Origin of the sequence: Embleya sp. NPDC005575 (assembly GCF_040605455.1) — a bacterium.
Lineage (GTDB): Bacteria > Actinomycetota > Actinomycetes > Streptomycetales > Streptomycetaceae > Embleya.
Genome location: NZ_JBEXCV010000151.1, coordinates 1 through 21,028 on the forward strand (window position 1 = coordinate 1; position 21,028 = coordinate 21,028).

Below are 21,028 nucleotides of genomic sequence, written 5' to 3' on the forward strand. Positions count from 1 at the left end.
CCTCCACCATCACCCGGGTCGGCCCGGTGGCGACCTTGCCCTGGCGTACCGTGCCGCCGAGCAGCTCGCGCACGATCGGCAGCGCGCGACACGCCCGAGTCGGAAACGGATTCGCACGCGGTTTCCGACGCGGTTTCCGAGCCGCACGCGCACGAGCCGGTGGACGATCAGCCGGGTCGGCGCAGGCTGCTGGACGCGTTCTGGCCGCCGCGCGTGAGCCGGGCTCAACTCGTGGGCGCCGTGCTGCTGTTCGCGCTCGGCGCGGGACTGGCCATCCAGGTGCGCTCGAATACCGAGTCGGACCCGCTGCGCGGCGCGCGGCAGGAGGACCTGGTCCGAGTCCTGGACGAACTCGGCGAGCGCACCCGGCGGTTGGAGGACGAGAAGCACCGACTGGAGAACAGCCGTACCCAGTTGCAGAACAGCAACGACCGGGTCCAGGAGGCACGCGAGCAGAACGCGGCCAAGGCGGACGCGCTGGGCGTGCTCGCGGGCACGGTCAAGGCCACCGGGCCGGGCATCACGTTGACCATCACCGACCCGCAGCGCACGGTCAGCGGCGACGTGCTGCTGGACACGCTCCAGGAGCTGCGCGCGGCGGGCGCCGAGGTGATCCAGATCAACGACGTGCGCGTGGTGGCGGGCACGTGGTTCAACGGCACGCCGCCCGGCGACATCGTGATCGACGGCACCAAGGTGCTGCCGCCGTACGTGTTCAAGGTGATCGGCAATCCGCAGGATCTCCAGCCCGCGCTCAACATTCCCGGGGGCGTCGTGAAGACTCTGGAGAAGAAGCAGGCGGGGGCCATCGTCACCCCCTCGCAGGAGGTGCTGATCGACGCCTTGCGGCCCGCGAACAAGCCTGGTTACGCTCGCTCGGCACCGGGCGCCGGTAACGGGTGAGTACACCTGACAGAATCAGTCCGCCGGTCGCCGTCGGTGCACCACTCATCAGGCAGGAAGGGCAGGCTGTCCGCATGTACCCCGCAGATCTCGCGTACACGACGGAGCACGAATGGGTGCGCGTCATGGAAGAGATCTCCGGGACGGTGCGGATCGGCATCACCGAATTCGCGCAGGACGCGCTCGGTGACATCGTCTACGTCACGCTGCCGCCGGTCGGCACTCGCGTCGTGGCCGGACAGCCCTGCGGCGAACTGGAATCGACCAAGAGTGTCAGCGACCTCTTCGCGCCGCTCGACGGCGTCGTGACCACCGTCAACGACGTGCTCGACGGCGCACCGGAGTTGGTCAACTCCGATCCCTACGGCGACGGTTGGATGTTCGAGGTACGCCTCGACGACCCCGCCGCACCGGCCGCGCTCTTGGACGCGGCCGCCTATCAGAACAGCCTGGGCTCCTGACGGCCCGGCGAAGCGGTAGGCAGTCCATCACCACGACCCACTCCTCCTGCCCCACGGGCGGGCCAGGTTCTCTCGGGGAGGTTCGCCCGTGAAGTTGTTCGCGAAATTGTTCGGTCGTTCCCGTCGCTCCGGCGACGCGCCGGCTGCCGATGCGGGGAGGGCCGGCAACCCGCCGGCCGCCCCGCCGACGATGCCGCCGGGCACCCCGTACGGGGCGTCCGCCGGCTCATCTCCCGCACCCGCTCCGCAGCTGGGCGACTCCGACGCGACCGCCGGGCATGTCGCTGTTGACCACGAACACACGGCGCGCATAAGTTTCGGGCAACTCTCGACCGAAGGTCGAGGTTCGACCGGAACGGGTCAGGAGGCCGACGTGGTGGTGTGCAGCACGTGTGGGCATCACAATCCGCCCGGTGGCCGGTTCTGCTCCAACTGCGGCGCACGCCTGGGTGCGGGTGCCGAGCGGGCGTCCGAGCAGACCTCGACCATCTCGATCAGCGGCATCGAGGCGCTGGACGCGGAACCCGCGCCCCGCGAGATCCTCACCCCCGAGGCGCAGGCCGCGGTGGACGCGCTGCCGCCGGGCACCGCGCTGCTCGTGGTCCGCCGGGGGCCCAACTCGGGCAGCCGTTTCCTGCTCGACTCGGACCGCACCACGGCCGGTCGGCATCCGCAGAGCGACATCTTCCTCGACGACGTGACGGTCTCGCGCAAGCACGCGGAGTTCCGCCGCACCGCCGGCGGCTTCGCGGTGGCCGACGTGGGCAGCCTCAACGGCACCTACGTGGGTCGCGAGCGGATCGACGAGATCCCGCTGACGCCGGGCGACGAGGTGCAGATCGGCAAGTACCGACTGGTCTTCTTCCCCAGTCGGCAAGGGCAGATCGGGTGAGTCCGGCGGCGGCCGGATCGGTCTCCTTGAGCATCGGCGGGGTGTTGACCCTGCTGCGTCCCGAGTTCCCGGACATCAGCATCTCCAAGATCCGGTTCCTCGAGGCGGAAGGGCTCATCGAGCCGCAGCGGAGCCCGTCGGGCTATCGCAAGTTCGGCGCCGCCGACATCGAACGACTGCGCTACGTGCTGCGCGTGCAGCGCGACCGCTATCTGCCGCTCCGGGTGATCAAGGATCAACTGGACGCGATGGATCGCGGGCTCGAACCGGCCGGCCCGACCCCGGCCGAAGCCGAGCGTGCCCAGGACGCCGACGGCGATCCCGGGTCGGCCGGTCGGGACGGCACCACAGTGCTGCTCGACCGGCCGGGCCTGATCGCTGCGGCCGGCATCCAGGACGTGGACCTGGCGCGGCTGGAGGAGTTCGGGCTGATCCAGCCGCACCGCCCGCGTCCCGGCGGCGCCGACGGTGAACACGCGGTGGTCTACGACGGTGACGCGCTGGTGGTGGCCCGGTTGGTGGCCGCGCTGGGACGCTACGGCGTCGAACCGCGGCACCTGCGTCAAACCAAGGCCGCCGCGGACCGCGAGGCCGCTCTGGTCGAACAGATCGTCGCGCCGCTCCTGCACCGCCGGGGTGCGCGTGCCAAGGCGGGTGCCGAGGAGACCGTGCGCGACCTGCTCGCGCTCACCTCGCGGCTGCACACCGTCCTGGTCACCACGGCGCTCGCGCCCCGCCTGGGCCGCTGAGCAGCCCGGCAGCCCGGCCACCGGTGATCCCGGTTGCGCGGCGAGTCGGGGCATGCGTCTCGCCCCACGAAGAAAAAACGACGAATCCCCGACCAATTCGGCCCCTGGGGATCGGTGACCGACAGTCGGGCGCGCTAGTGTGGCGATGTGAACGAGCTAGAGGTTGTGGGCGTCCGGGTGGAGATGCCCTCTAACCAGCCGATCGTGCTCCTACGGGAGACGGGGGGCGATCGTTATCTCCCCATCTGGATCGGCCCGGTAGAGGCGACGGCCATCGCGTTCGCCCAACAGGGCGTGGTACCCGCGCGTCCTCTGACGCACGATCTCTTCCGGGACGTGCTGGAGGCGTTGGGGCAGGAATTGACCCAGATCCGGATCACCGACCTGCGCGAGGGCGTGTTCTACGCCGAGCTGGTCTTCTCCGGCGGCGTGGAGGTCAGCGCGCGCCCGTCGGATGCGATCGCGCTCGCGCTGCGGACCGGGACGTCGATCGTCGGCAGCGACGCGGTCCTGGACGAGGCGGGCATCGTGATCCCCAACGAGCAGGAGGACGAGATCGAGAAGTTCAGGGAATTCCTGAACGACATCTCGCCCGAGGACTTCGGCACCACGAGCCAATAGCCGGCCCGCTTCGGCCCGGTGCGCGTCCGAAGCCGCCGACCGTCCCGCCCGCCGTCCTCGGCGAGGGGGTACCGGTCGGCGGTTCTTTGCGTTCGGGACCGGCCGGATCGCGCCGCCGCCGACCGGCCGGGGGCTGCGGCCGGCGGTCGCGCACACGCTCGGACCCGCCCGCCGGACCGCGGTGTACAGACAGTCGGAGTCGATCCGTTTCGATCCGTTTCGATCAGCGGCAAAGTGGCCAGACCTACCCCTGAAGCGTTGGTTCAAACCACTCGTGCGAGGAGCGTCACTCGGCGTGCCGAACGGCGCGGTCGTTGACGCGCTGTTGGTGACTGCCTACCGTCGAAATCGACAGTTCCGGGATGACCCCTGCGCGTTGCACCTCGCCGCCTGCGGCCCGGGACTGAAGAGACTCTTTGCGCCGTACCCGGGCGCGGGGAGACGAAAGGGAGGTCGGCGTGAGCAGCACCGGCGACATCACGGCGGCGGAACGCGCCCGCACGGCACGTCCTCTGCCGGCGACCGACCCCGGTGCGGGCCCCCGGCGGCAGGACGTCTCGCCGGCCGGCACCCCGTCGGAGGACGTCGGCTACCGAGGCCCGACGGCCTGCGCGGCGGCCGGCATCACCTATCGCCAACTCGACTACTGGGCGCGCACCGGCCTGGTCGAGCCCACGGTCCGCCCGGCCCACGGCTCGGGCACCCAGCGCCTGTACGGCTTCCGCGACATCCTGGTGCTCAAGATCGTCAAGCGGCTCCTGGACACCGGCGTCTCGCTGCAGAACATCCGGATCGCGGTGGCCCACCTGCGAGGCCGCGGCATCGGCGACCTGGCCGGGATGACGCTGATGAGCGACGGCGCCAGTGTGTACGAGTGCACGTCGTACGACGAGGTCATCGACCTGGTCCAGGGTGGCCAGGGGGTCTTCGGGATCGCCGTGGGGGCGGTGTGGCGCGAGGTCGAGGGCTCGCTCGCGCAGCTCCAGGGCGAGGACACCGGCACCGGAGAGCCGATCACGCCGGTCCATCCGGGCGACGAATTGGCGCGCAGGCGGCGCGACAAGGCGGTCTGAGGCGCCCGCGGCGGATGGGAACCGGTCCGACGGGCAGGACGTCCCCATGGACGTGATCATTCGTCGGCCGACCCTGCCGCGCTCGCGGCGAGCCCAACGACGCGGCTATCAGGCCGCCGTCCTGCTCACCGTGGCCGGACTGGCCCCGATCACGGGGCTGCACCTGTACGCCGGGAACCGGGTCCGCTCACCGGCCGACGTGCCGTACCAGGACGTCACGATGGTGCTCGGCGCGGGCGTGCACGGGGACCGGCCGTCCGATCTGCTGGCCCGCCGGTTGGACGTCGCACTCGGGTTGTACCGGGCCGGCAAGACCCGGGTGATCCTGGTCAGCGGCGACGGCGGCGGCAACCGCTACGACGAGACCGGGGTGATGCGGCGCTACCTCGCGGACCGGGGAATCCCGCAGCACCGGATCGTGAGCGACGAATCGGGATTCTCCACCTGGGAGTCCTGCGTCCGCGCGAAGCACGTCTACGGGATCGACCGGGTCATCGTGGTAACGCAGAGCTTCCATCTGCGGCGTGCGCTCGGGCTGTGCCGGGCCGCCGGGATATCCGCGTACGGCGTCCCGGACGAGTCCTTCACGTGGGGCCACATCGGGCCCACCGTGTACGGCACCGGGCGCGAGATGCTCGCGGCGATCAAGGCGACCGGTCAGATCGTGGTCAAACCGGATCCGCGCGCACGCGATCCGAGGAACGACGAGATCCGCCGCGCCCTGAGCGACTGAGTGAGTCAACGCACGCCGATGTCGGTCGCGTGCGTCATCATTGCCCGGTGTGAGACAGGCCCCGGGCATCCTTCACCTCGACATGGACGCGTTCTACGCGTCGGTCGAGCAGGCCGCGAAGCCCAGCCTGGCCGGCAAGGCGGTGATCGTCGGCGGCATCGGCGCGCGCGGGGTGGTGGCCACCGCCTCCTATGAGGCCCGAGTGTTCGGCGTGCACTCGGCGATGTCGATCGGCGAGGCCCGCCGACGCTGTCCCAACGCCGCTTTCCTCAGCCCGCGCTTCGCGCTGTACCGGCAGGTCAGCGACACCGTGATGGAGCTGCTGCATCGGCTCTCGCCGCTGGTGGAGCCGCTCAGCCTGGACGAGGCGTTCGTCGACCTGGAGGCGGGCCCGCACGGCGGCACGCTGGACACCCGGCGGGTCACCGAGATCGCCGTGCGGCTGCGCGCCGACATCCACGCGGCCACCGGGCTGACCTGCTCGGTCGGCGCGGCCACCTCCAAGCTGCTGGCCAAGATCGCGTCCGAGGCGGACAAGCCGGACGGGCTGTGCGTGGTGGCGCCCGGCGCCGAGCGGGCGATGCTGGACCCGCTGCCGGTGCGCGCGCTGCCCGGGGTCGGCCCGGCCACCGGCGACGTGCTGCGCCGGGCCGGCCTGGACACCGTGGCCGACCTGGCCGCCGTCGACGAGAGCGAGCTCGTGCGGCTGCTCGGCCAGGCGCACGGACACGGGCTGCACGTACTGGCCGCCGGGTTGGACACGCGCCCGGTGGTCGCCGACCGGGACGCGAAATCGGTGTCGGTGGAGGACACCTTCGCCACCGACCTGGTGGACCGCGAGCGCATCACGCGGGAGTTGGACCGGCTCTCGATCCGGTGCGTGGAGCGGCTGCGCGCCGCCGGGCGCTCCGGGCGCACGATCGTGCTCAAGCTGCGCCGCTACGACTTCAGCACGCTGACCCGCTCGGAGACGCTGCGCGGGCCCACCGACGATCCGGGCGTGGTGCGCGAGACGATCCGTCGGCTGGCCGCGCAGGTGGACGTCACGGGCGGCGTGCGGCTGCTCGGGGTGGGCGTGAGCGGCTTGGCCGACTTCGCCCAGCAGGACCTGTTCGGCGGGGCCGAGCCGGAGCCCGGTGAGCCGGTCGAGGAGGGCACGGAGGCCGCCGCGGAAGCGCCCGCGGAGGCCGCCCCGGAGCGGGTCTCCTGGTCGCCGGGCCAGGACGTGCTGCACGAGGGGTTCGGGCCCGGCTGGGTGCAGGGCAGCGGCGTCGGCCGGGTCACCGTGCGGTTCGAGGTGCCGGGCGGGCGGCCCGGCCGGGTGCGCACGTTTGCGATCACCGATCCGGCGCTGCGACCGGGGGAACCGATTCCGCTACCGCCCGTCGACCGGGGATAGCCGCGGCGATCCGGGGCAGGCGCCGGGCAGACGACTCCTCGGGGGTGTCCCCACCATGACTGATGTCAAAGAGCGGCCGATGCGAGGGCAAGGGGCCTTCCGATCGGCGCGCCGCAAGCTGGGCCTGCCCGCCTTCCTGGTCACGCTCCTGGTCGGCTTCATCGTGCTGGCCCTGGTGCTGGTCGGCCTGGTCAACCTGCTGCCCGGAAGATTCAATCCGTTCGGCGAGACCACCAAGGACCACAGCGGGCCCGTGATGCTCAAGGCGGTGCAGGATCTCAGCCGCTACGAGGCGGTCAGCGGCACCTTCCAGGTCGTAGTGGACCTGGAGAAGGACGCCAAATTCCTCCCGGACGCCGTCCGCGGCCAGCGAACGCTGTTCATCGGGGTCGGCCAGGTCGGCGGCTTCGTCGAATTCGGCGGAATCGGCCAGGATGCGATCCGGACCTCGCCGGACAACAAGAGCGTAACCATCAAGCTCCCGCACGCGCGGCTCGCGCCCGCCGCGCTCGACCAGAAGAACAGCCACGTGATTGCCCAGGACAGGGGCCTGTTCGACCGTCTCGGCGACTTCTTCTCCGGCAATCCCGGCGATCAGCAACAGCTCTACGTGCTGGCGACGAAGAAGATCGACGACGCGGCGAAGACCGCCGGACTGGTGGAGCGCGCGGAACGCAACACCACCGGCATGCTCCAGGGAATGATGCGATCCCTGGGTTATCCGACCACCACTGTGACCTACGCCTAGTGCGCAGGCCCCGGCGGCTGTCACGCTGATACCGTTGAGACCGCCCATTACGTTCGCGCGGGAGAGTCCTCGTGTCGTGCACACGAGGCGCCGAAGGAGCAACTCCTCCCCGGAATCTCTCAGGCACCCGTACCGCGTGGTCGTGGGCACTCTGGAAAGCAGGATTCGCACGTGGCTCGCCGAGTCGGGTCGGATCCTCGCCGACGGTGCAAATCGCGCCCGTGGGAACCGGTTCGACCGGGGCTCCGGGCGCGGTGAAGCTCTCAGGTACAGATGACAGAGGGGGAGGCCGGTGGACCCGCGACCCGCGTGTCCGTCCAGGAGCGATCCAGGAGGCCTTTCGCGATGACCCCGCGCACCCCTGCCCCGACGCGTGCTCACGTCGTACTCCCCTCCGGTCCCGGCTCGTTGACCGGCCTGGAGGCCGCGTCGCCGTTCACCGGTCGGCACATCGGTCCGGACGCCGACGAGCAGGCGAAGATGCTCGCCGCGATCGGCTACGGATCCCTGGACGAGCTGACCGACGCGGCGGTGCCCGCCGCGATCCGCGCGCTGGAGGGCTTCGCATTGCCCGCCGCGCGTTCGGAGGCCGAGGTGCTCGCCGAACTGCGCGAGCTGGCCTCCCGCAACAGCGTGCTGACCTCGATGATCGGGCTCGGCTACCACGGCACCTTCACCCCGCCGGTGATCACCCGCAACGTGCTGGAGAACCCCGCCTGGTACACGGCCTACACGCCCTACCAGCCGGAGATCTCGCAGGGCCGGTTGGAGGCGCTGCTCAACTTCCAGACCGTGGTCACCGACCTGACCGGCCTGGACGTGGCAGGCGCCTCGCTGCTCGACGAGGCCACCGCCGCCGCCGAGGCGATGACCCTGGCCCGGCGGGCCGGTCGGGCCAAGAGCGACGTGTTCGTCGTGGACGCGGCCACGCTGCCGCAGACCGTCGCCGTGGTGCGCACGCGCGCGCAGGCGCTGGGTATCGAGGTCGTGGTCGCCGACACCACCGACGGGCTGCCCGAGGACGGCTGCTTCGGCGTGCTGCTCCAGTACCCCGGCGCCGACGGCCGGGTCCGCGACCTGACGCCGGTGATCGAGGCGGCGCACGCGCAGGGCGCGCTGGTGGCGGTCGCCGCCGACCTGCTCGCACTCACCGTGTTGCGCGCGCCGGGCGCGATGGGCGCCGACATCGCGGTCGGCACCAGCCAGCGCTTCGGTGTGCCGATGGCCTTCGGCGGTCCGCACGCGGGGTACATGGCGGTTCGCGAGAAGCTCACCCGCAGCATGCCGGGCCGGCTGGTCGGGGTGTCCGTGGACGCCGACGGCGCGCCCGCCTACCGGCTCGCGCTGCAGACCCGCGAACAGCACATCCGCCGGGAGAAGGCGACCAGCAACATCTGCACCGCGCAGGTCCTGCTGGCCGTGATGGCCGGGATGTACGCGGTCTACCACGGGCCGGACGGGCTCACCTCGATCGCACGCCGCACCCACCGGTACGCGGCCGTGCTCGCGGCGGGCCTGCGGGCGGGCGGCGTCGAGGTCGTGCACGGCGACTTCTTCGACACGGTCGGCGTGCGCGTGCCGGGCCGGGCCGAGCAGGTGCTTGCCGCGGCCCGCGCGGCCGGGGTCAACCTGCGCCCGGTGGACGCCGACCACGTGGGGATCACCTGCGACGAGACCACCCTGCGAGCGCATGTCGAGGCGGTCTGGGGCGCGTTCGGGGTCACCGGCGACGTGGCCGCACTGGACGCGGTCACCGCCGACGCGCTGCCGCAGTCGCTGCTGCGCGACACCGAGTTCCTGACCCACCCGGTCTTCCACACGCACCGCTCCGAGACCGACATGCTGCGCTACCTCAAGCGGCTCGCGGACAAGGACTACGCACTCGACCGGGGCATGATCCCGCTCGGCTCGTGCACGATGAAGCTCAACGCCACGGTCGAGATGGAACCGATCACGTGGCCCGAGTTCGCGAACCTGCACCCGTTCGCGCCGGTGGATCAGGCCGCGGGATACCTGGAGCTGATCGACGGCCTGGCCGACTCGCTGGCCCGGATCACCGGCTACGCCAAGGTCTCGCTCCAGCCCAACGCCGGTTCGCAGGGCGAACTCGCGGGCCTGCTCGCGGTGCGCGCCTATCACCACGCCAACGGTGACACCGCCCGCGACGTGTGCCTGATCCCCTCCTCCGCGCACGGCACCAACGCGGCCAGCGCGGTGATGGCGGGCATGCGCGTCGTGGTGGTCAAGACCGGCGAGAACGGCGACGTGGACCTGGCCGACCTGCACACCAAGATCGAGCAGCACCGGGACACGCTCGCGGTACTGATGGTGACCTACCCGTCCACGCACGGCGTGTTCGAGGAGGGCATCGAGCAGGTGTGCGCGGCCATCCACGAGGCCGGCGGCCAGGTGTACGTGGACGGCGCGAACCTGAACGCACTGGTCGGGCTGGCCCAGCCGGGCGGCGCGATCGGCGCCGACGTATCGCACCTGAACCTGCACAAGACGTTCTGCATCCCGCACGGCGGCGGCGGTCCGGGCGTCGGCCCGGTCGCGGTGCGCGCGCACCTGGCGCCGTACCTGCCCAACCACCCGCTCCAGCCCGCAGCCGGCCCCGAGACCGGCGTGGGGCCGATCTCGGCCGCTCCGTGGGGTTCGGCGGCGATCCTGCCGATCCCGTGGACCTACCTGCGGCTGATGGGCCCGGACGGGCTCAAGGAGGCCACCCAGGTCGCGGTGCTGGGCGCCAACTACGTCGCCAAGCGGCTCGCGCCGCACTTCCCGGTGCTCTACACCGGCCCGAACGGCCTGGTCGCGCACGAGTGCATCATCGACGTGCGGGGGATCACCAAGGCCACCGGGGTCAGCGTCGACGATGTCGCCAAGCGGCTGATCGACTACGGGTTCCACGCGCCGACCATGTCGTTCCCGGTGCCCGGCACGCTGATGATCGAGCCGACGGAGAGCGAGAACCTGCACGAGATCGACCGGTTCTGCGACGCGATGATTGCCATCAAGGGCGAGATCGACCGGGTCGCGTCGGGCGAACTGCCCGCCGACGACAACCCGCTCGGCAACGCGCCGCACACCGCCGCGCTGCTTGCGGGCGAGTGGGCGCACGCCTACACGCGCGAGGAGGCGGTCTTCCCGGCCGGTGTGGTGCCGGCCGAGAAGTACTGGCCGCCGGTGCGCCGGATCGACGGTGCCCAGGGCGACCGCAACCTGGTCTGCTCGTGCCCGCCGATCGAGGCGTACGGCAACAACTGACGACGCGCAGCCCGCTCCCGATCGCAGATGTTCCGATCAGGGGCGGGCCGCGCCGTGGGTCAGCAGTCGGGCCACCGATGCGGCGAAACCGGGCTTGGTGGCCAGGCCGCTGCCCAGGACGCCGAACATCAACGCGCCGCTGAGTGATTCGAAGAGCAGGTCGGCGTCCACGTCCGGGCGGGCCTGACCGCGCGCGACCGCGTCCGCCACGAAGGCCCGGAAGATCGCCCGGACCGGATCCATCCGGGCCACCAGCAACTCCTTGAGCTCGGGCTGGTCGCGGTACTCGGCGAGCAGCCCCGGCACCGCGGCCGCGGTCTCCGGGCGCCGGAACGACTCGAGCGCGGCCTCGGCGAAGCGCAGCACGCCGGTCGCGAAGTCCTCCTGCGGCAGCGGCCGAAAGCTCATCTCGCGGGCCGGGTAGACCGCCTCGTGCACCAAGTGCGCCTTCGAGGGCCAGCGGCGGTACACGGTCGGCCTGGTCACGCCCGCCCGGCGGGCGACGGCCTCGATGCTGACCCGGTTGTAGCCCTGCTCGGCGACCAGCTCGCGGGCCGCGGCCAGGATCAGTTCGTCGGTGCGTGGATCACGCGGGCGACCGGGCCGAGGGGTGCCGCCACTGGGCATGAGGATGGAACTCCGAGTCGTCGTCGCGCCCAACATCGTGTCGCTGCATCGCAGCATGTTGTCGCTCGGACTGTATCGGGAAGGCGGCCCGACCGGCTCCGGACAGGCGAGAGCCGGAGGTCGTCACGCGGTGACCTCCGGCTCGTTGGGGCCGTGCGAACGAATCAGGCCGCCGAAACCAACCCTACAGGGGGGCGGTGCGGGGCGATGGTGCGTCCGTCCGGCAGCAGTTCGCCCGTGTCCTCGAACAGGACGACGCCGTTGCACAGCAGGCTCCATCCCTGTTCGAAATGAGCGGCCACAACGGCGGCGGCCTCACGATCGGGACTGTCCGCCGGCGGGCAATGCGGTCGGTGCTGGCACATCCTCGTACCTTCTCGGTGTCTGCGCGGAGCGCGTCGGGCAGCCTTGCCCGGCAGCTCACAGTGTCCGCCTCCGAAGCCCCGCGCGCACGCCTTCTCGCAGTTCTCACCCGACTGCGCCCAAGATGTGACCACACGTGTGAACGCCCGGGTGTGATCAGCTGTCCGGAGCCCCCACGGCGGCCGGCCGGCGCGTGCGCGAGGCCAGCACCCCGGCCAGTTCGGCCGCGGTGTAGCAGCGCAGCGCCTGCACGCCGCACGGCGCCGGCGCGAGCGGGATCAACAGGTCCACGCCGCCTGCTTCGTCGGCCAACCACAACGCGACCATGTACATGCCGGGTACGTTCAGCAGGCGCGCCTCGTCGCGGCGGAGCATGGTCTGCGGGAGTGCCCGAGCCGCCGCGGCGGCCGGTGCGGTGGCGAGCGTGAACGGTCCCTCGACGAATCGGCCGACGCCGTGACCGGTCGGGCCGGGGCGGACCTCGATGCCGCCGACGACCACGTCGCCGGACCACATGAGCCAGCGCCAACCCACCGGGCGGGCGCTGCGTACGCCCTGATCGGCGACCAGGTCGAGCAGGTCGATCTCGAAGACGCGGTGCGGGAATCCGGCCGTGAGCGCGGCTTGATCGGCGCGGTAGTCGGCGGGGAGCAACGCGCGGGATTCGAGCACGGCTCGGGCCGCTCGGCGGGCCGACTCGGGAGCCTCGGGCACACGCAGGACCATGAGACCGCCTCATTTCGATGCAGAGTCCAAAAACCCGGAGAATCCGGGGAGGGGAAAGCGGCGCTGTGCTGTGGGGAACCGGGTATCCGGCCGGGGGACGACCCGGCGGCGTACAGAGGGACCCGGCAGGGCCGGTCAGCGCATTGTACCGAAACGGCTCCGAAAAGTAACGGTGTATTGCGAACTGACACCCGTTTGAAGACCTTTTGGAACGATCTCGGTCAGGGGAACAGCGAGGACATCACGTCGTCGAGGGTGACCAGGCCGAGCGGGACCGCGTCCGGCGCACCGACCAGGGCCAGATGTGCGCGGGAGCCGCGCATGCGGGCCAACAGGGTGGTCAGCATGGCGTCCGGGTCGATCGTGACGAGCGGGTAGACCGGTACCGAACCGTCCGCCTCGGGGGCCAGCACGTCGAGCACGTGCACGTAACCCACCGGCAGGTCGGCCGCGTCCAGGACCGGGAAGCGGGACAGGCCGGTGCGTACCGCGACCTCCTCCAGGGCCGCCGCCGAGACCGGCCGGGGCAGTGCCACCACGTCGGTCCACGGCCGCATCACCGAGGCGGCGGGGCTGGAGTGCAGCGCCAGTGCGCCGGAGAGTCGGTCGTGCTCGCGCACGTCCAGCAGGTCGTGCTCGCGCGACTCGGCGAGCAGCGCCGGGAGTTCCTCGGCGGTGTACACGCTGCGCACCTCGTCCACCGGCCGTACCCGAAAGGCGCGCAGGCACAGATTGGCCACGTGATTGAGCAGCCACAGGATCGGCGCGGTCAGCCGGGCGAACAGCAGCAGCGGCGGGGTCAGCCACAGCGCACATTCCTCCGGTCCGGCCAGGGCGATGTTCTTGGGCACCATCTCGCCGAGCACCATGTGGCAGAACACCACCACGGCCAGGGCGAGCACGAACGCGATGGCGTGCACCGCCCCGGCGGGCAACCCGATCGCCTCGATCGGGCCGGCCAGGGCGTGCACCAGCGCGGGTTCGGCGACCGCGCCCAGGCCGAGCGAGGCCACGGTGATGCCCAGTTGGGCGGCGGCGAGCATGGTGGACAGCCGGCCCATCGCGATCAGCACCATCGCGGCCCGGCGCGAGCCGGCCTCCGCCTGCGGCGCGATCCGGGTGCGCCGGGCCGAGATCACCGAGAACTCGGCGCCGACGAAGAAGGCGTTGGCCATGAGCAGGACCAGCGAGAGCAGCAGGTCGCCGATCATATGTCGGCCTCCGGCCGCAGCTCGACCTCGTCGATCCGGTGCCGGTCCATGGCGACCACCGTCAGCCGCCGGCCGTCCACGTCCACGTGGTCGCCGACCGTGGGCAGTCGACCCAGCCGGGCCAGGATCAGCCCGGCCAGCGTGCTGTAGTCGCCGTCCGGCAGCCGCCAGCCGCTGGCCTCCTCGACCTCGTCCGCGCGCAGCAGCCCGGACAACCGCAACACGCGCGAGCTCGGCTCCCGTTGCGGCGGTGCGTCCGGTTCGTCCGCCGGGTCGTGTTCGTCGGCGAGATCGCCCACCAACTCCTCGGCGAGGTCCTCGGCGGTGAGCACCCCGGCCGTGCCGCCGTACTCGTCCACCACGATCGCCAGCTGGGTCCGGCCCTCGCGCAGCCGTTCGACCGCCCGCTTGAGGTCGAGCGAGGTCGGCACCAGGACCGGGGTGCGGGCGATCCGGGCGAGCGGGGTGCGTGCCCGATCGGCGGCCGGTACCCGCAGCGCGTCGCGGAGCACCGCCACGCCGACGATCTCGTCCAGGTCCTGGCCGCGGACCGGGATCCGGCTGTGGCCGCACGCGCGGGCGGTGTCCATCAGTTGGGTCACCGACGCGGTCGCGGGCAGGGTGACCAGCTCGGTGCGCGGGGTCATCGCCTCGGCGGCCTGCTTGTCGGCGAAGCGCAGCGCCCGGTTCAGCACCCGGGCGGTACCCGCCGGGAGCACACCCGCGCGGGCGGAGTGCCGGACCAGTTGGGCCAGTTCGTCAAGCGAACGGGCCGAACCCAACTCCTCCTGCGGCTCGATGCCGAGCCGCCGCACGAAGTAATTGGCGGAGCCGTTGAGGAACACGATCAGCGGCCGGCACAGCCGGGAGAAGCCGACCTGGAAGGGGCCCGCGACGCGGGCGACGCCCAGCGGGCGGGCGATCGCCGCGTTCTTGGGGACGAGTTCGCCGAGCACCATCTGCAGCCCGGAGGCCAGTACCAGGGCGGTGAACCTGGGCAGCCGAAACGCCGCCTCGGCGAGGTAGCCGGCGATCAGCGAGGTCAGCGTGATGCCCAACTGGGCGCCGGAGAGTTGGAAGGACAGGGTGCGCAGCGCGCCCAGCACCCGACTCGCGCCCCGATCGCCGGCCTCGGCTCGGGCCGCCACGTCGCCGCGTTCGACGGTGACCAGGGAGAACTCGCCGGCAACGAACATGCCGTTGCCGGCGATCAGCAGCACGAGCAGCACGAGGGCCAAGGCGGCGTCGATCGGGCGGCCTCCCGATTGCGAGGTGTATGGGCCTCGCACACATGCCCGGTGGGCGGCCGGGCTATGCGCTCGGGCGCGGAGTGCGGGTCGGCGTGGAGGTCGCCGTCGGGCGGTGTCCTCGAACGCCGGACGGGCCGGCATCGACCCCGGTGGGTGCGGCGGTTGCCGGTGTGCGGCGGGCGCTGTCCTCGAGCGCCCGACCGGCCGGCGCCGGGTGGGTTGGCGGCGCCGGGGCTACGGGATGACGAAGGTGTAACCGGCGGACTTGAGTTCGGGGATTATCTGCTCAAGCATGGCGATCGTCTGGCTGCGTTCGCCGCCGCCGTCGTGGCACAGGATCACGCCGCGCGGGCCCAGTTGGCCGTGCACGTTCTGGAGCATTTTGGCCAGGCCCGGCTTTTGCCAGTCGTTGGTGTCCACCGTCCAGTGCAACGAGCCCATGCCCAGCGACGCGGCGGTCTGGCGCACCTCGTCGGACCAGTTGCCGCCCGGCGCGCGGAACCAGCGCACCGGAGTGCCCGGGGACGCCTTGTGGATCCAGTCCAGGGTCTGCTGCATCTGGCCGCGCATCTCGTCCGGCGAGCGCTTCTTCAGGTTGATGTCGTGCGTCATGGTGTGGTTGCACAGCCCGTGGCCGGCGGCGACCACCTTGCGGACCAGGTCGGGGTGGTCCTTGGCCTGCTGGCCCACCATGCAGAAGGTGGCCTTGACGTCGTAGCGGGCGAGCAGCGTGAGGGCCTTGTCGGTCCACTCCGGCCATGGCCCGTCGTCCAGGGTCAGCGCGACCAGCTTGCCCTCGCCCTTGACCTTGTACACCAGCGTGGGATCCACCGGAGGCGGCGGCGCGGCGGGCGGGGTGGCCGGCTCCTGGGCGTTCGGGTTGCCCGGTGGCAGCGGCGGGGCCTGTATCTCCTTGGGTGCTTTCGCGGCCCGGGGCGAGGCGGCCGCCTGCGACCACCGGCCGGCATTGCCGACATTCCAGATCAGGGCACCGCAGACGAGTATCGAGATCATCGTGACCACGACCTGGAAACGCAGTCCCTGTATCGGTATCGCCCGAACCAAGCCCCGCACGGCAACCCCCATGGATCTCGCTGCGCCCGCCACGGCAAGAGCACACCCTAGGTGATCTCCGGCGAGCCTTGAAGATCGGCAGGCAGGTGCTTCCTCGATGTGATCAGTGACGTGTTTCGCGGCCTTGCGGTTCCCCTGTGATTCGTCACGGTCGATCGGTAATGTTCCCAATGTCGGCCCGATGCATCGGTTTGGGAGAACGTCGGCGGGAACGATCAGATCATCCCGATCCGACAGGTACCGGATTGCGACCACTCGACCGGCTCCGCGGGAGCCGGGTTCACGAGGGAGGGGCATTCATGGGCGAAAAGGTCGAGGTCATCGAGTTCGGCCGATCCGATCGGCAGCGATACCGGCACAAGCTGCGACGCTGCCTGGAAACGCTGCAGCGCATGCTGGACGAGGACCGGTTCGAGAGCGCCCGCAAGCTCATGGGCGTCGAGATAGAACTCAACCTGGCCGACGCCGCCGGCCGACCTCGGATGAGCAATGCCGAGGTGTTGCGCCGGATCGCCAGCCCGGATTTTCAGACCGAGCTGGGTCAGTTCAACATCGAGGTCAACATTCCGCCGCATCGGCTCACCGGGCCGGTGTTCTCCGAATTGGTCGAGGAACTGCGCACGAGCCTGGACTACGCCGACCGCAAGGCGGCGGAGCTCGACGCGCGGATCGTGATGATCGGCATTCTGCCGACTCTGACCGATGCGCACATGGCGTTCGAGACCATTTCCGACAACGCCCGCTACACGCTTCTCAACGATCAGATCCTCAACGCCCGCGGCGAGGACATACGGCTGCATATCGAGGGCATCGAGCGGCTCGACACGACGGCCACCACGATTGTCTCCGAGGCCGCCTGTACGTCTGTGCAGTTCCACCTCCAGGTCACCCCGAAAAATTTCGGCGCGCTGTGGAACGCGGCGCAATCCATCACCGGGGTGCAGTGCGGAATCGGGGCGAATTCACCGTTCCTGTTCGGCCGCGAGTTGTGGCGCGAGACCCGCCCGATCCTGTTCGAGCAGGCGTGCGACACCCGGCCCGAGGAACTGATCGCGCAGGGTGTCCGACCGCTGACCTGGTTCGGCGAACGGTGGATCGATTCGGTCGTGGACCTGTTCGAGGAGAACCTCAAGTACTTCCCGTCGCTGCTGCCGATCTGCGACGACGAGGACCCGATCGAGGCACTGGATCGCGGCGACGTGCCGCACCTGCGCGAACTCAAGCTGCACAACGGCACGATCTACCGATGGAACCGCCCGGTGTACGACGTGGCCCGCGGCAAGCCGCACCTGCGGGTGGAGAACCGGGTGTTGCCGGCCGGGCCGACCGTGGTGGACATCATGGCCAACGCGGCGTTCTACTACGGCGTGGTGCGTTCGCTGGTGGACGACGAGCACCCGGTCTGGGAACGCATGTCGTTCGAAGTGGCCACCGACAACTTCCACGCCGGCGCTCGGTACGGCATCGACGCGCGGCTGAACTGGCCGGGCCATGGCACCGTCCCGGTCACCGAACTGGTGCTGGAGGACCTGCTGCCGCGCGCCTACGAGGGGCTGGACCGGTGGGGGATCGACCCGCGCGAGCGGGACGAGTACCTGGGCATCATCGAGCAGCGCTGTCTGCTGCGCACCAACGGGGCGACCTGGCAGAGCGCGCAGTACCACCACTATCGCGACACCAAGGGCATGGACCGGTTGGAGGCCCTACGGGCGATGACTCTGCGCTATGCCGAGCACATGCGCGGCGGGGACGCGGTGCACACGTGGCCCGTGGGCTGACGGCGGGCTTATCCGCGCTCGGTAACGTGGGCGGGTGATCACCGAGCCCGAGTCCGTCGAGACCCCCACCGTGCCCCGGCGCCGAGTATTGCGCTCGGAAGTGGTGCTGGTGCTGGCCCTGTCCCTGGGCGCATCCGGGGTTTCCTCGCTGATCTCGTTCCTCGGCTCGTTGACCGCGCCGGGCGGCCTGGGACACAAGGCCGCGGTGCTCAACGGCTCGCGGGCCGTGGATCGGCCGTGGCTGGACCTGGCCTGGCAACTGTTCGGGATCGCCACCGCGCTGGTGCCGGTGTTCCTGGTCGCGCACCTGCTGACGCGCGAGGGCAACTCACTGCGGGTGCTCGGGGTCGACCGGACCCGCCCGTGGTGGGACCTGGGCCGCGGGGCGGGCGTCGCGGCGGCGATCGGCGGGTCGGGTCTGGCGCTGTACCTGGGCGCGCACGCCGCAGGCGCGAACCTGACCGTGGTGCCGACCACGCTGCCGGACGTGTGGTGGCGGATCCCGGTGCTCGTGTTGTCCGCGATCCAGAACGCGGCCCTGGAGGAGGTGATCGTCCTCGGCTATCTGCTGCGCCGGCTCGGGCAGTTGGAGGTGCCGTGGGTCAAGGCGGTGGCGATCAGCGCGGTGGTGCGCGGCTCGTATCACCTGTACCAGGGCATCGGCGGGTTCTTCGGGAACGTCGTGATGGGCGTCGTGTTCTGCCTGCTGTACAAGCGCTGGGGCCGGGTGATGCCGCTCCTGGTGGCACACGCGCTGATCGACATCGTGGCGTTCGTGGGCTACGTGCTGCTCGCGGGCAAGGTGGATTGGGTCCCGACGCCCTGAGGCCGGTCCGGCGATCAATTTATGGACTCGTTGGTACGTCCAGAGCACGTCGTTGGTGTCTGATGGTCATTGTGGGCAGACTCCTCTCGTCCGAGAGGGGTTCGTCACGACAGGTGCATATCGGGCGACGCGGGGACGCAGGGGGTCGTATGGACAACCGGAGGCGGGTGGAGTTCTTCTCCACACCGACGCCCATCGGCGGGCCGCCGCGGGGGCGGTTCGGACTGAACGCGCTGAGTCGGCATCCGGTGCGGATCCTGATGGTGGTCGGCGGACTGATCCTGTTGGTGATCGTCTTCTTCGTGGCGCTGCTCACGGTGGACGGCGGCGGTTCGAGCGACAAGAAGACCAAGACGGCCGGCGCCGGTTCGAGCAAGAGCTCGTCGGCTTCGCCGAGCCCGGCCAAGTCCGGCACCGGCAAGGCCACTTCGGGCACCGGGCAGAGCGCCGCCGGGCCCAGGCCCGGTTCGGTCGCGGCAACCGTGCACACCGGCGGTTGGCTGGTGATGTACAAGGGCACGTCGTACCAGTCGGAAAAGGTCGTGCAGATCAAGACCGGCACGCAGGTCCGGGCGAACTGCCACGCGGAGGGCTCGATCGCCTACTACGCGGGCTCCTCCAGTCGCACCTGGGTGCAGATCGACGTGGAGGGCAAGACCGGCTTCGTGCCCGCGATATTCCTGGAGAGCGGCGGCGACCTGAGCAAACAGGTGCCCGCGTGCACGAGTTGACGGATCGGGCCGGACAGCGCCGGAAGTGACCCCATCGGGTCGGTCGGATCCACAGGCACACGAGGGCCATACGAGCACGGCCCGGGGGCACCCGAGGATCGCGGGCACCATGCCGTACGGCGTCCGCGTCCCGGTACGCCGCCGACCGGAACCGGTCGAGCACACCCACTCGGCGCTGTATCGAGCGAACCTGGTGTCCGAACAGGCCGAGGAGGATGCGCCGAGCGAGGAGCCGGAGCACCGCGCACACGCCGAGGAGCGTCCGCAGAACGTGGACCCCGAGGGGGTCACGTCGACCGTTCCCGGGGAACAACCGCAATCGGCGGAACCACCACTGTCCCTCCTGCCGCCGACGAGACCCGGCCGCCCGGCTGAATCCCGGAGACCGGACCGACCCCTGCCCCGTCCGGTACCCCGCGCACAGAGAGGTTCACGTGGACGCGACCGACCGACACGACCGCCCCCGCGAGACCGCGGGCACGCTGCGGGCGCATTGGGCCTGGTACCACGACGGTCGGGTGCCGGCGTGCAGCGCGGGGCCGGAACGACGGGCACACTTCGAGCGGTTGGTGCGCCCCACCCTCGACGAGTACGCGCCGCCCGGGTGGGTGGGACTGACCAGCACCGGACGCGAGGATCCATTCGTCGCGATGACCCTGCGCGATGCGGACGGTGTCCGCTACTTCACCGCGCCGTACGCCGAGATCGCCGCCGCCACGGCCGGCTACACCGCGCTGTGGCTGGCCTTTCGCGGCATCGACCTGCCCACCGACCGGGAGCGGCCGTTGCGGGTCCGGCTGCCCGCCTCGCCGACCGAGGTCGGCGTCCGGACGAGCGACTTCGGATGGCTCGCGGGTGTCGCGGCGGCGGTCCTGGCCGGCCCGGTGGTGATCACCGGCGCGGACCGCCTGGACACCCGGGGTCGACTGGAACTCCTGGACCGGGTGGCCGCGTTGTTGCCGTACGGCTGTCGCGCCGGGCTGCGCTTCGCGACCTCGATGGGCTCCACCGGGCGACTGAGACCGCGGCTGGCCTTCGGCCGGGTGCCCGCGCCCGGCACGGTACGGGTCGCCCTGGACGGCATGCCCGACCTGCCCGACCTGCCCGCGGCCCGCGCCTACCTGGGCGAACTGACCACGCTGCGCCGCCGCGTCGGGCTCGACCCACTGATCGCCGCGCTCGCGACGCTGCACGAACCCGGCATGCCCGCAGCCGGGGACCACCTGCTCGGGTTGCTTGCCGAGGCGGGCGCACGGGCCGCCGAGGTGGACGAGGGCGTCGCTGCGCGGCGCTCGGCCGCCGAGTTCGTGGGCCCCGCCGCGGCCGCCGCCGCCTCGCGCGCGCCCGCGGTCGAGGCGCGTCCCGCGTCGATGCTGGACCGGTTGTTGAGCGGAGACACCACGCTGGCCGCCCCGATCGCCGAGCACTGGCGGGCGGAGGACGGCGACGAGGTGACCCGGGACATGGCCGCCGCGCTGCGGGCCCGGCCGGCGGGGCTGGCGGTCGGCTGGAACAGGGCAAATCCTCGACGATCTCCAGGCCGATGGTGCCCTGGCCGGCGATGATCCGCGCGTCGTCGTAGGGCGGCACGAACGC

General features: G+C 71.0%; 20 protein-coding genes and 1 riboswitch. Of the genes, 14 read left to right on the top strand and 6 right to left on the bottom strand.

Going from position 1 to position 21,028, the window contains the following annotated elements; translation table 11 throughout:
* Positions 1-159: 159 nt before the first annotated feature.
* The 10 genes from ABZS54_RS34290 (at position 160) to gcvP (ending at position 10,846) form a co-directional block, all read left to right on the top strand.
* Positions 160-903: a DUF881 domain-containing protein gene (locus tag ABZS54_RS34290; protein WP_355545192.1), complete on the top strand. Its 744-nt coding sequence runs from the start codon at positions 160-162 to the stop codon at positions 901-903.
* Between the two features lie 74 nt (positions 904-977).
* The gene (gene gcvH, locus ABZS54_RS34295) at positions 978-1,364 is read left to right on the top strand and encodes a glycine cleavage system protein GcvH (protein ID WP_026217856.1); all 387 of its coding nucleotides are present in this window, start codon (positions 978-980) and stop codon (positions 1,362-1,364) included.
* Between the two features lie 373 nt (positions 1,365-1,737).
* Complete coding sequence (locus ABZS54_RS34300; RefSeq protein WP_355545195.1) at positions 1,738-2,256, top strand: FHA domain-containing protein; 519 nt, start codon at positions 1,738-1,740, stop codon at positions 2,254-2,256.
* 26 nt (positions 2,257-2,282) lie between these two features.
* Complete coding sequence (locus ABZS54_RS34305) at positions 2,283-3,005, top strand: MerR family transcriptional regulator (protein ID WP_355545198.1); 723 nt, start codon at positions 2,283-2,285, stop codon at positions 3,003-3,005.
* Between the two features lie 147 nt (positions 3,006-3,152).
* Entirely contained in the window at positions 3,153-3,626 is a 474-nt protein-coding gene (locus tag ABZS54_RS34310; RefSeq protein WP_020548711.1) for a bifunctional nuclease family protein, read from the top strand.
* A 458-nt stretch (positions 3,627-4,084) separates the two neighbouring features.
* Entirely contained in the window at positions 4,085-4,699 is a 615-nt protein-coding gene (locus ABZS54_RS34315; protein ID WP_355545201.1) for a MerR family transcriptional regulator, read from the top strand.
* Positions 4,700-4,745: 46 nt separating this feature from the next.
* A complete protein-coding gene (locus ABZS54_RS34320) occupies positions 4,746-5,432 on the top strand; it encodes an ElyC/SanA/YdcF family protein (RefSeq protein WP_355545204.1) in 687 nt (228 codons plus the stop codon).
* 49 nt (positions 5,433-5,481) lie between these two features.
* Positions 5,482-6,831 (top strand): DNA polymerase IV, encoded by a 1,350-nt coding sequence (locus tag ABZS54_RS34325; protein WP_355545207.1) that lies wholly within the window; start codon positions 5,482-5,484, stop codon positions 6,829-6,831.
* 79 nt (positions 6,832-6,910) lie between these two features.
* Positions 6,911-7,579, top strand: a complete 669-nt coding sequence (locus ABZS54_RS34330) for a DUF4230 domain-containing protein (protein WP_355545210.1) — start codon at positions 6,911-6,913, stop codon at positions 7,577-7,579.
* Positions 7,580-7,627: 48 nt separating this feature from the next.
* Positions 7,628-7,724, top strand: a riboswitch (glycine riboswitch).
* Positions 7,725-7,924: 200 nt separating this feature from the next.
* Positions 7,925-10,846, top strand: a complete 2,922-nt coding sequence (gcvP, locus tag ABZS54_RS34335) for an aminomethyl-transferring glycine dehydrogenase (protein ID WP_355545213.1) — start codon at positions 7,925-7,927, stop codon at positions 10,844-10,846.
* Positions 10,847-10,882: 36 nt separating this feature from the next.
* On the opposite strand, the gene ABZS54_RS34340 is transcribed toward gcvP, so the two are convergent.
* The 6 genes from ABZS54_RS34340 to ABZS54_RS34365 all read right to left on the bottom strand — a co-directional run bounded on the left by ABZS54_RS34340 (position 10,883) and on the right by ABZS54_RS34365 (position 16,037).
* Positions 10,883-11,530, bottom strand: coding sequence for a TetR/AcrR family transcriptional regulator (locus tag ABZS54_RS34340; RefSeq protein ID WP_355545216.1), 648 nt, complete (start codon positions 11,528-11,530; stop codon positions 10,883-10,885).
* A 107-nt stretch (positions 11,531-11,637) separates the two neighbouring features.
* The gene (locus ABZS54_RS34345) at positions 11,638-11,838 is read right to left on the bottom strand and encodes a DUF5999 family protein (protein ID WP_026217855.1); all 201 of its coding nucleotides are present in this window, start codon (positions 11,836-11,838) and stop codon (positions 11,638-11,640) included.
* Between the two features lie 154 nt (positions 11,839-11,992).
* On the bottom strand, positions 11,993-12,562 hold the full coding sequence (locus ABZS54_RS34350) for a hypothetical protein (protein WP_355545219.1): 570 nt from the start codon (positions 12,560-12,562) through the stop codon (positions 11,993-11,995).
* A 221-nt stretch (positions 12,563-12,783) separates the two neighbouring features.
* Complete coding sequence (locus ABZS54_RS34355; protein WP_355545222.1) at positions 12,784-13,773, bottom strand: hemolysin family protein; 990 nt, start codon at positions 13,771-13,773, stop codon at positions 12,784-12,786.
* Positions 13,770-15,002 (bottom strand): hemolysin family protein, encoded by a 1,233-nt coding sequence (locus ABZS54_RS34360; RefSeq protein WP_355545240.1) that lies wholly within the window; start codon positions 15,000-15,002, stop codon positions 13,770-13,772. Before ABZS54_RS34360 ends, ABZS54_RS34355 begins: the two co-directional genes overlap by 4 nt.
* A 255-nt stretch (positions 15,003-15,257) precedes the next feature.
* A complete protein-coding gene (locus ABZS54_RS34365; RefSeq protein WP_355545225.1) occupies positions 15,258-16,037 on the bottom strand; it encodes a polysaccharide deacetylase family protein in 780 nt (259 codons plus the stop codon).
* A 359-nt stretch (positions 16,038-16,396) separates the two neighbouring features.
* Between ABZS54_RS34365 and ABZS54_RS34370 the strand changes: the two genes are divergently transcribed.
* The 4 genes from ABZS54_RS34370 (at position 16,397) to ABZS54_RS34385 (ending at position 20,997) form a co-directional block, all read left to right on the top strand.
* Positions 16,397-17,875, top strand: coding sequence for a glutamate--cysteine ligase (locus tag ABZS54_RS34370; protein ID WP_355545228.1), 1,479 nt, complete (start codon positions 16,397-16,399; stop codon positions 17,873-17,875).
* Positions 17,876-17,909: 34 nt separating this feature from the next.
* Positions 17,910-18,701: a CPBP family intramembrane glutamic endopeptidase gene (locus ABZS54_RS34375; protein ID WP_355545231.1), complete on the top strand. Its 792-nt coding sequence runs from the start codon at positions 17,910-17,912 to the stop codon at positions 18,699-18,701.
* A gap of 149 nt (positions 18,702-18,850) precedes the next feature.
* The gene (locus ABZS54_RS34380) at positions 18,851-19,432 is read left to right on the top strand and encodes a hypothetical protein (protein WP_355545234.1); all 582 of its coding nucleotides are present in this window, start codon (positions 18,851-18,853) and stop codon (positions 19,430-19,432) included.
* 434 nt (positions 19,433-19,866) lie between these two features.
* A complete protein-coding gene (locus ABZS54_RS34385) occupies positions 19,867-20,997 on the top strand; it encodes a hypothetical protein (protein ID WP_355545237.1) in 1,131 nt (376 codons plus the stop codon).
* The last annotated feature ends 31 nt before the right edge of the window (positions 20,998-21,028 follow it).

What these genes read in the sequence shown, in the direction of transcription:
- gcvH (WP_026217856.1), top strand. Translation starts at nt 978, where the DNA reads ATGTACCCCGCAGATCTCGCGTACACGACGGAGCACGAATGGGTGCGC.
- gcvP (WP_355545213.1), top strand. Translation starts at nt 7,925, where the DNA reads ATGACCCCGCGCACCCCTGCCCCGACGCGTGCTCACGTCGTACTCCCC.
- ABZS54_RS34370 (WP_355545228.1), top strand. Translation starts at nt 16,397, where the DNA reads ATGGGCGAAAAGGTCGAGGTCATCGAGTTCGGCCGATCCGATCGGCAG.
- ABZS54_RS34380 (WP_355545234.1), top strand. Translation starts at nt 18,851, where the DNA reads ATGGACAACCGGAGGCGGGTGGAGTTCTTCTCCACACCGACGCCCATC.
- ABZS54_RS34365 (WP_355545225.1), bottom strand. Translation starts at nt 16,037, where the DNA reads ATGATCTCGATACTCGTCTGCGGTGCCCTGATCTGGAATGTCGGCAAT.
- ABZS54_RS34340 (WP_355545216.1), bottom strand. Translation starts at nt 11,530, where the DNA reads ATGCTGCGATGCAGCGACACGATGTTGGGCGCGACGACGACTCGGAGT.
- ABZS54_RS34350 (WP_355545219.1), bottom strand. Translation starts at nt 12,562, where the DNA reads ATGGTCCTGCGTGTGCCCGAGGCTCCCGAGTCGGCCCGCCGAGCGGCC.
- ABZS54_RS34345 (WP_026217855.1), bottom strand. Translation starts at nt 11,838, where the DNA reads ATGTGCCAGCACCGACCGCATTGCCCGCCGGCGGACAGTCCCGATCGT.
- ABZS54_RS34320 (WP_355545204.1), top strand. Translation starts at nt 4,746, where the DNA reads ATGGACGTGATCATTCGTCGGCCGACCCTGCCGCGCTCGCGGCGAGCC.
- ABZS54_RS34355 (WP_355545222.1), bottom strand. Translation starts at nt 13,773, where the DNA reads ATGATCGGCGACCTGCTGCTCTCGCTGGTCCTGCTCATGGCCAACGCC.
- ABZS54_RS34330 (WP_355545210.1), top strand. Translation starts at nt 6,911, where the DNA reads ATGCGAGGGCAAGGGGCCTTCCGATCGGCGCGCCGCAAGCTGGGCCTG.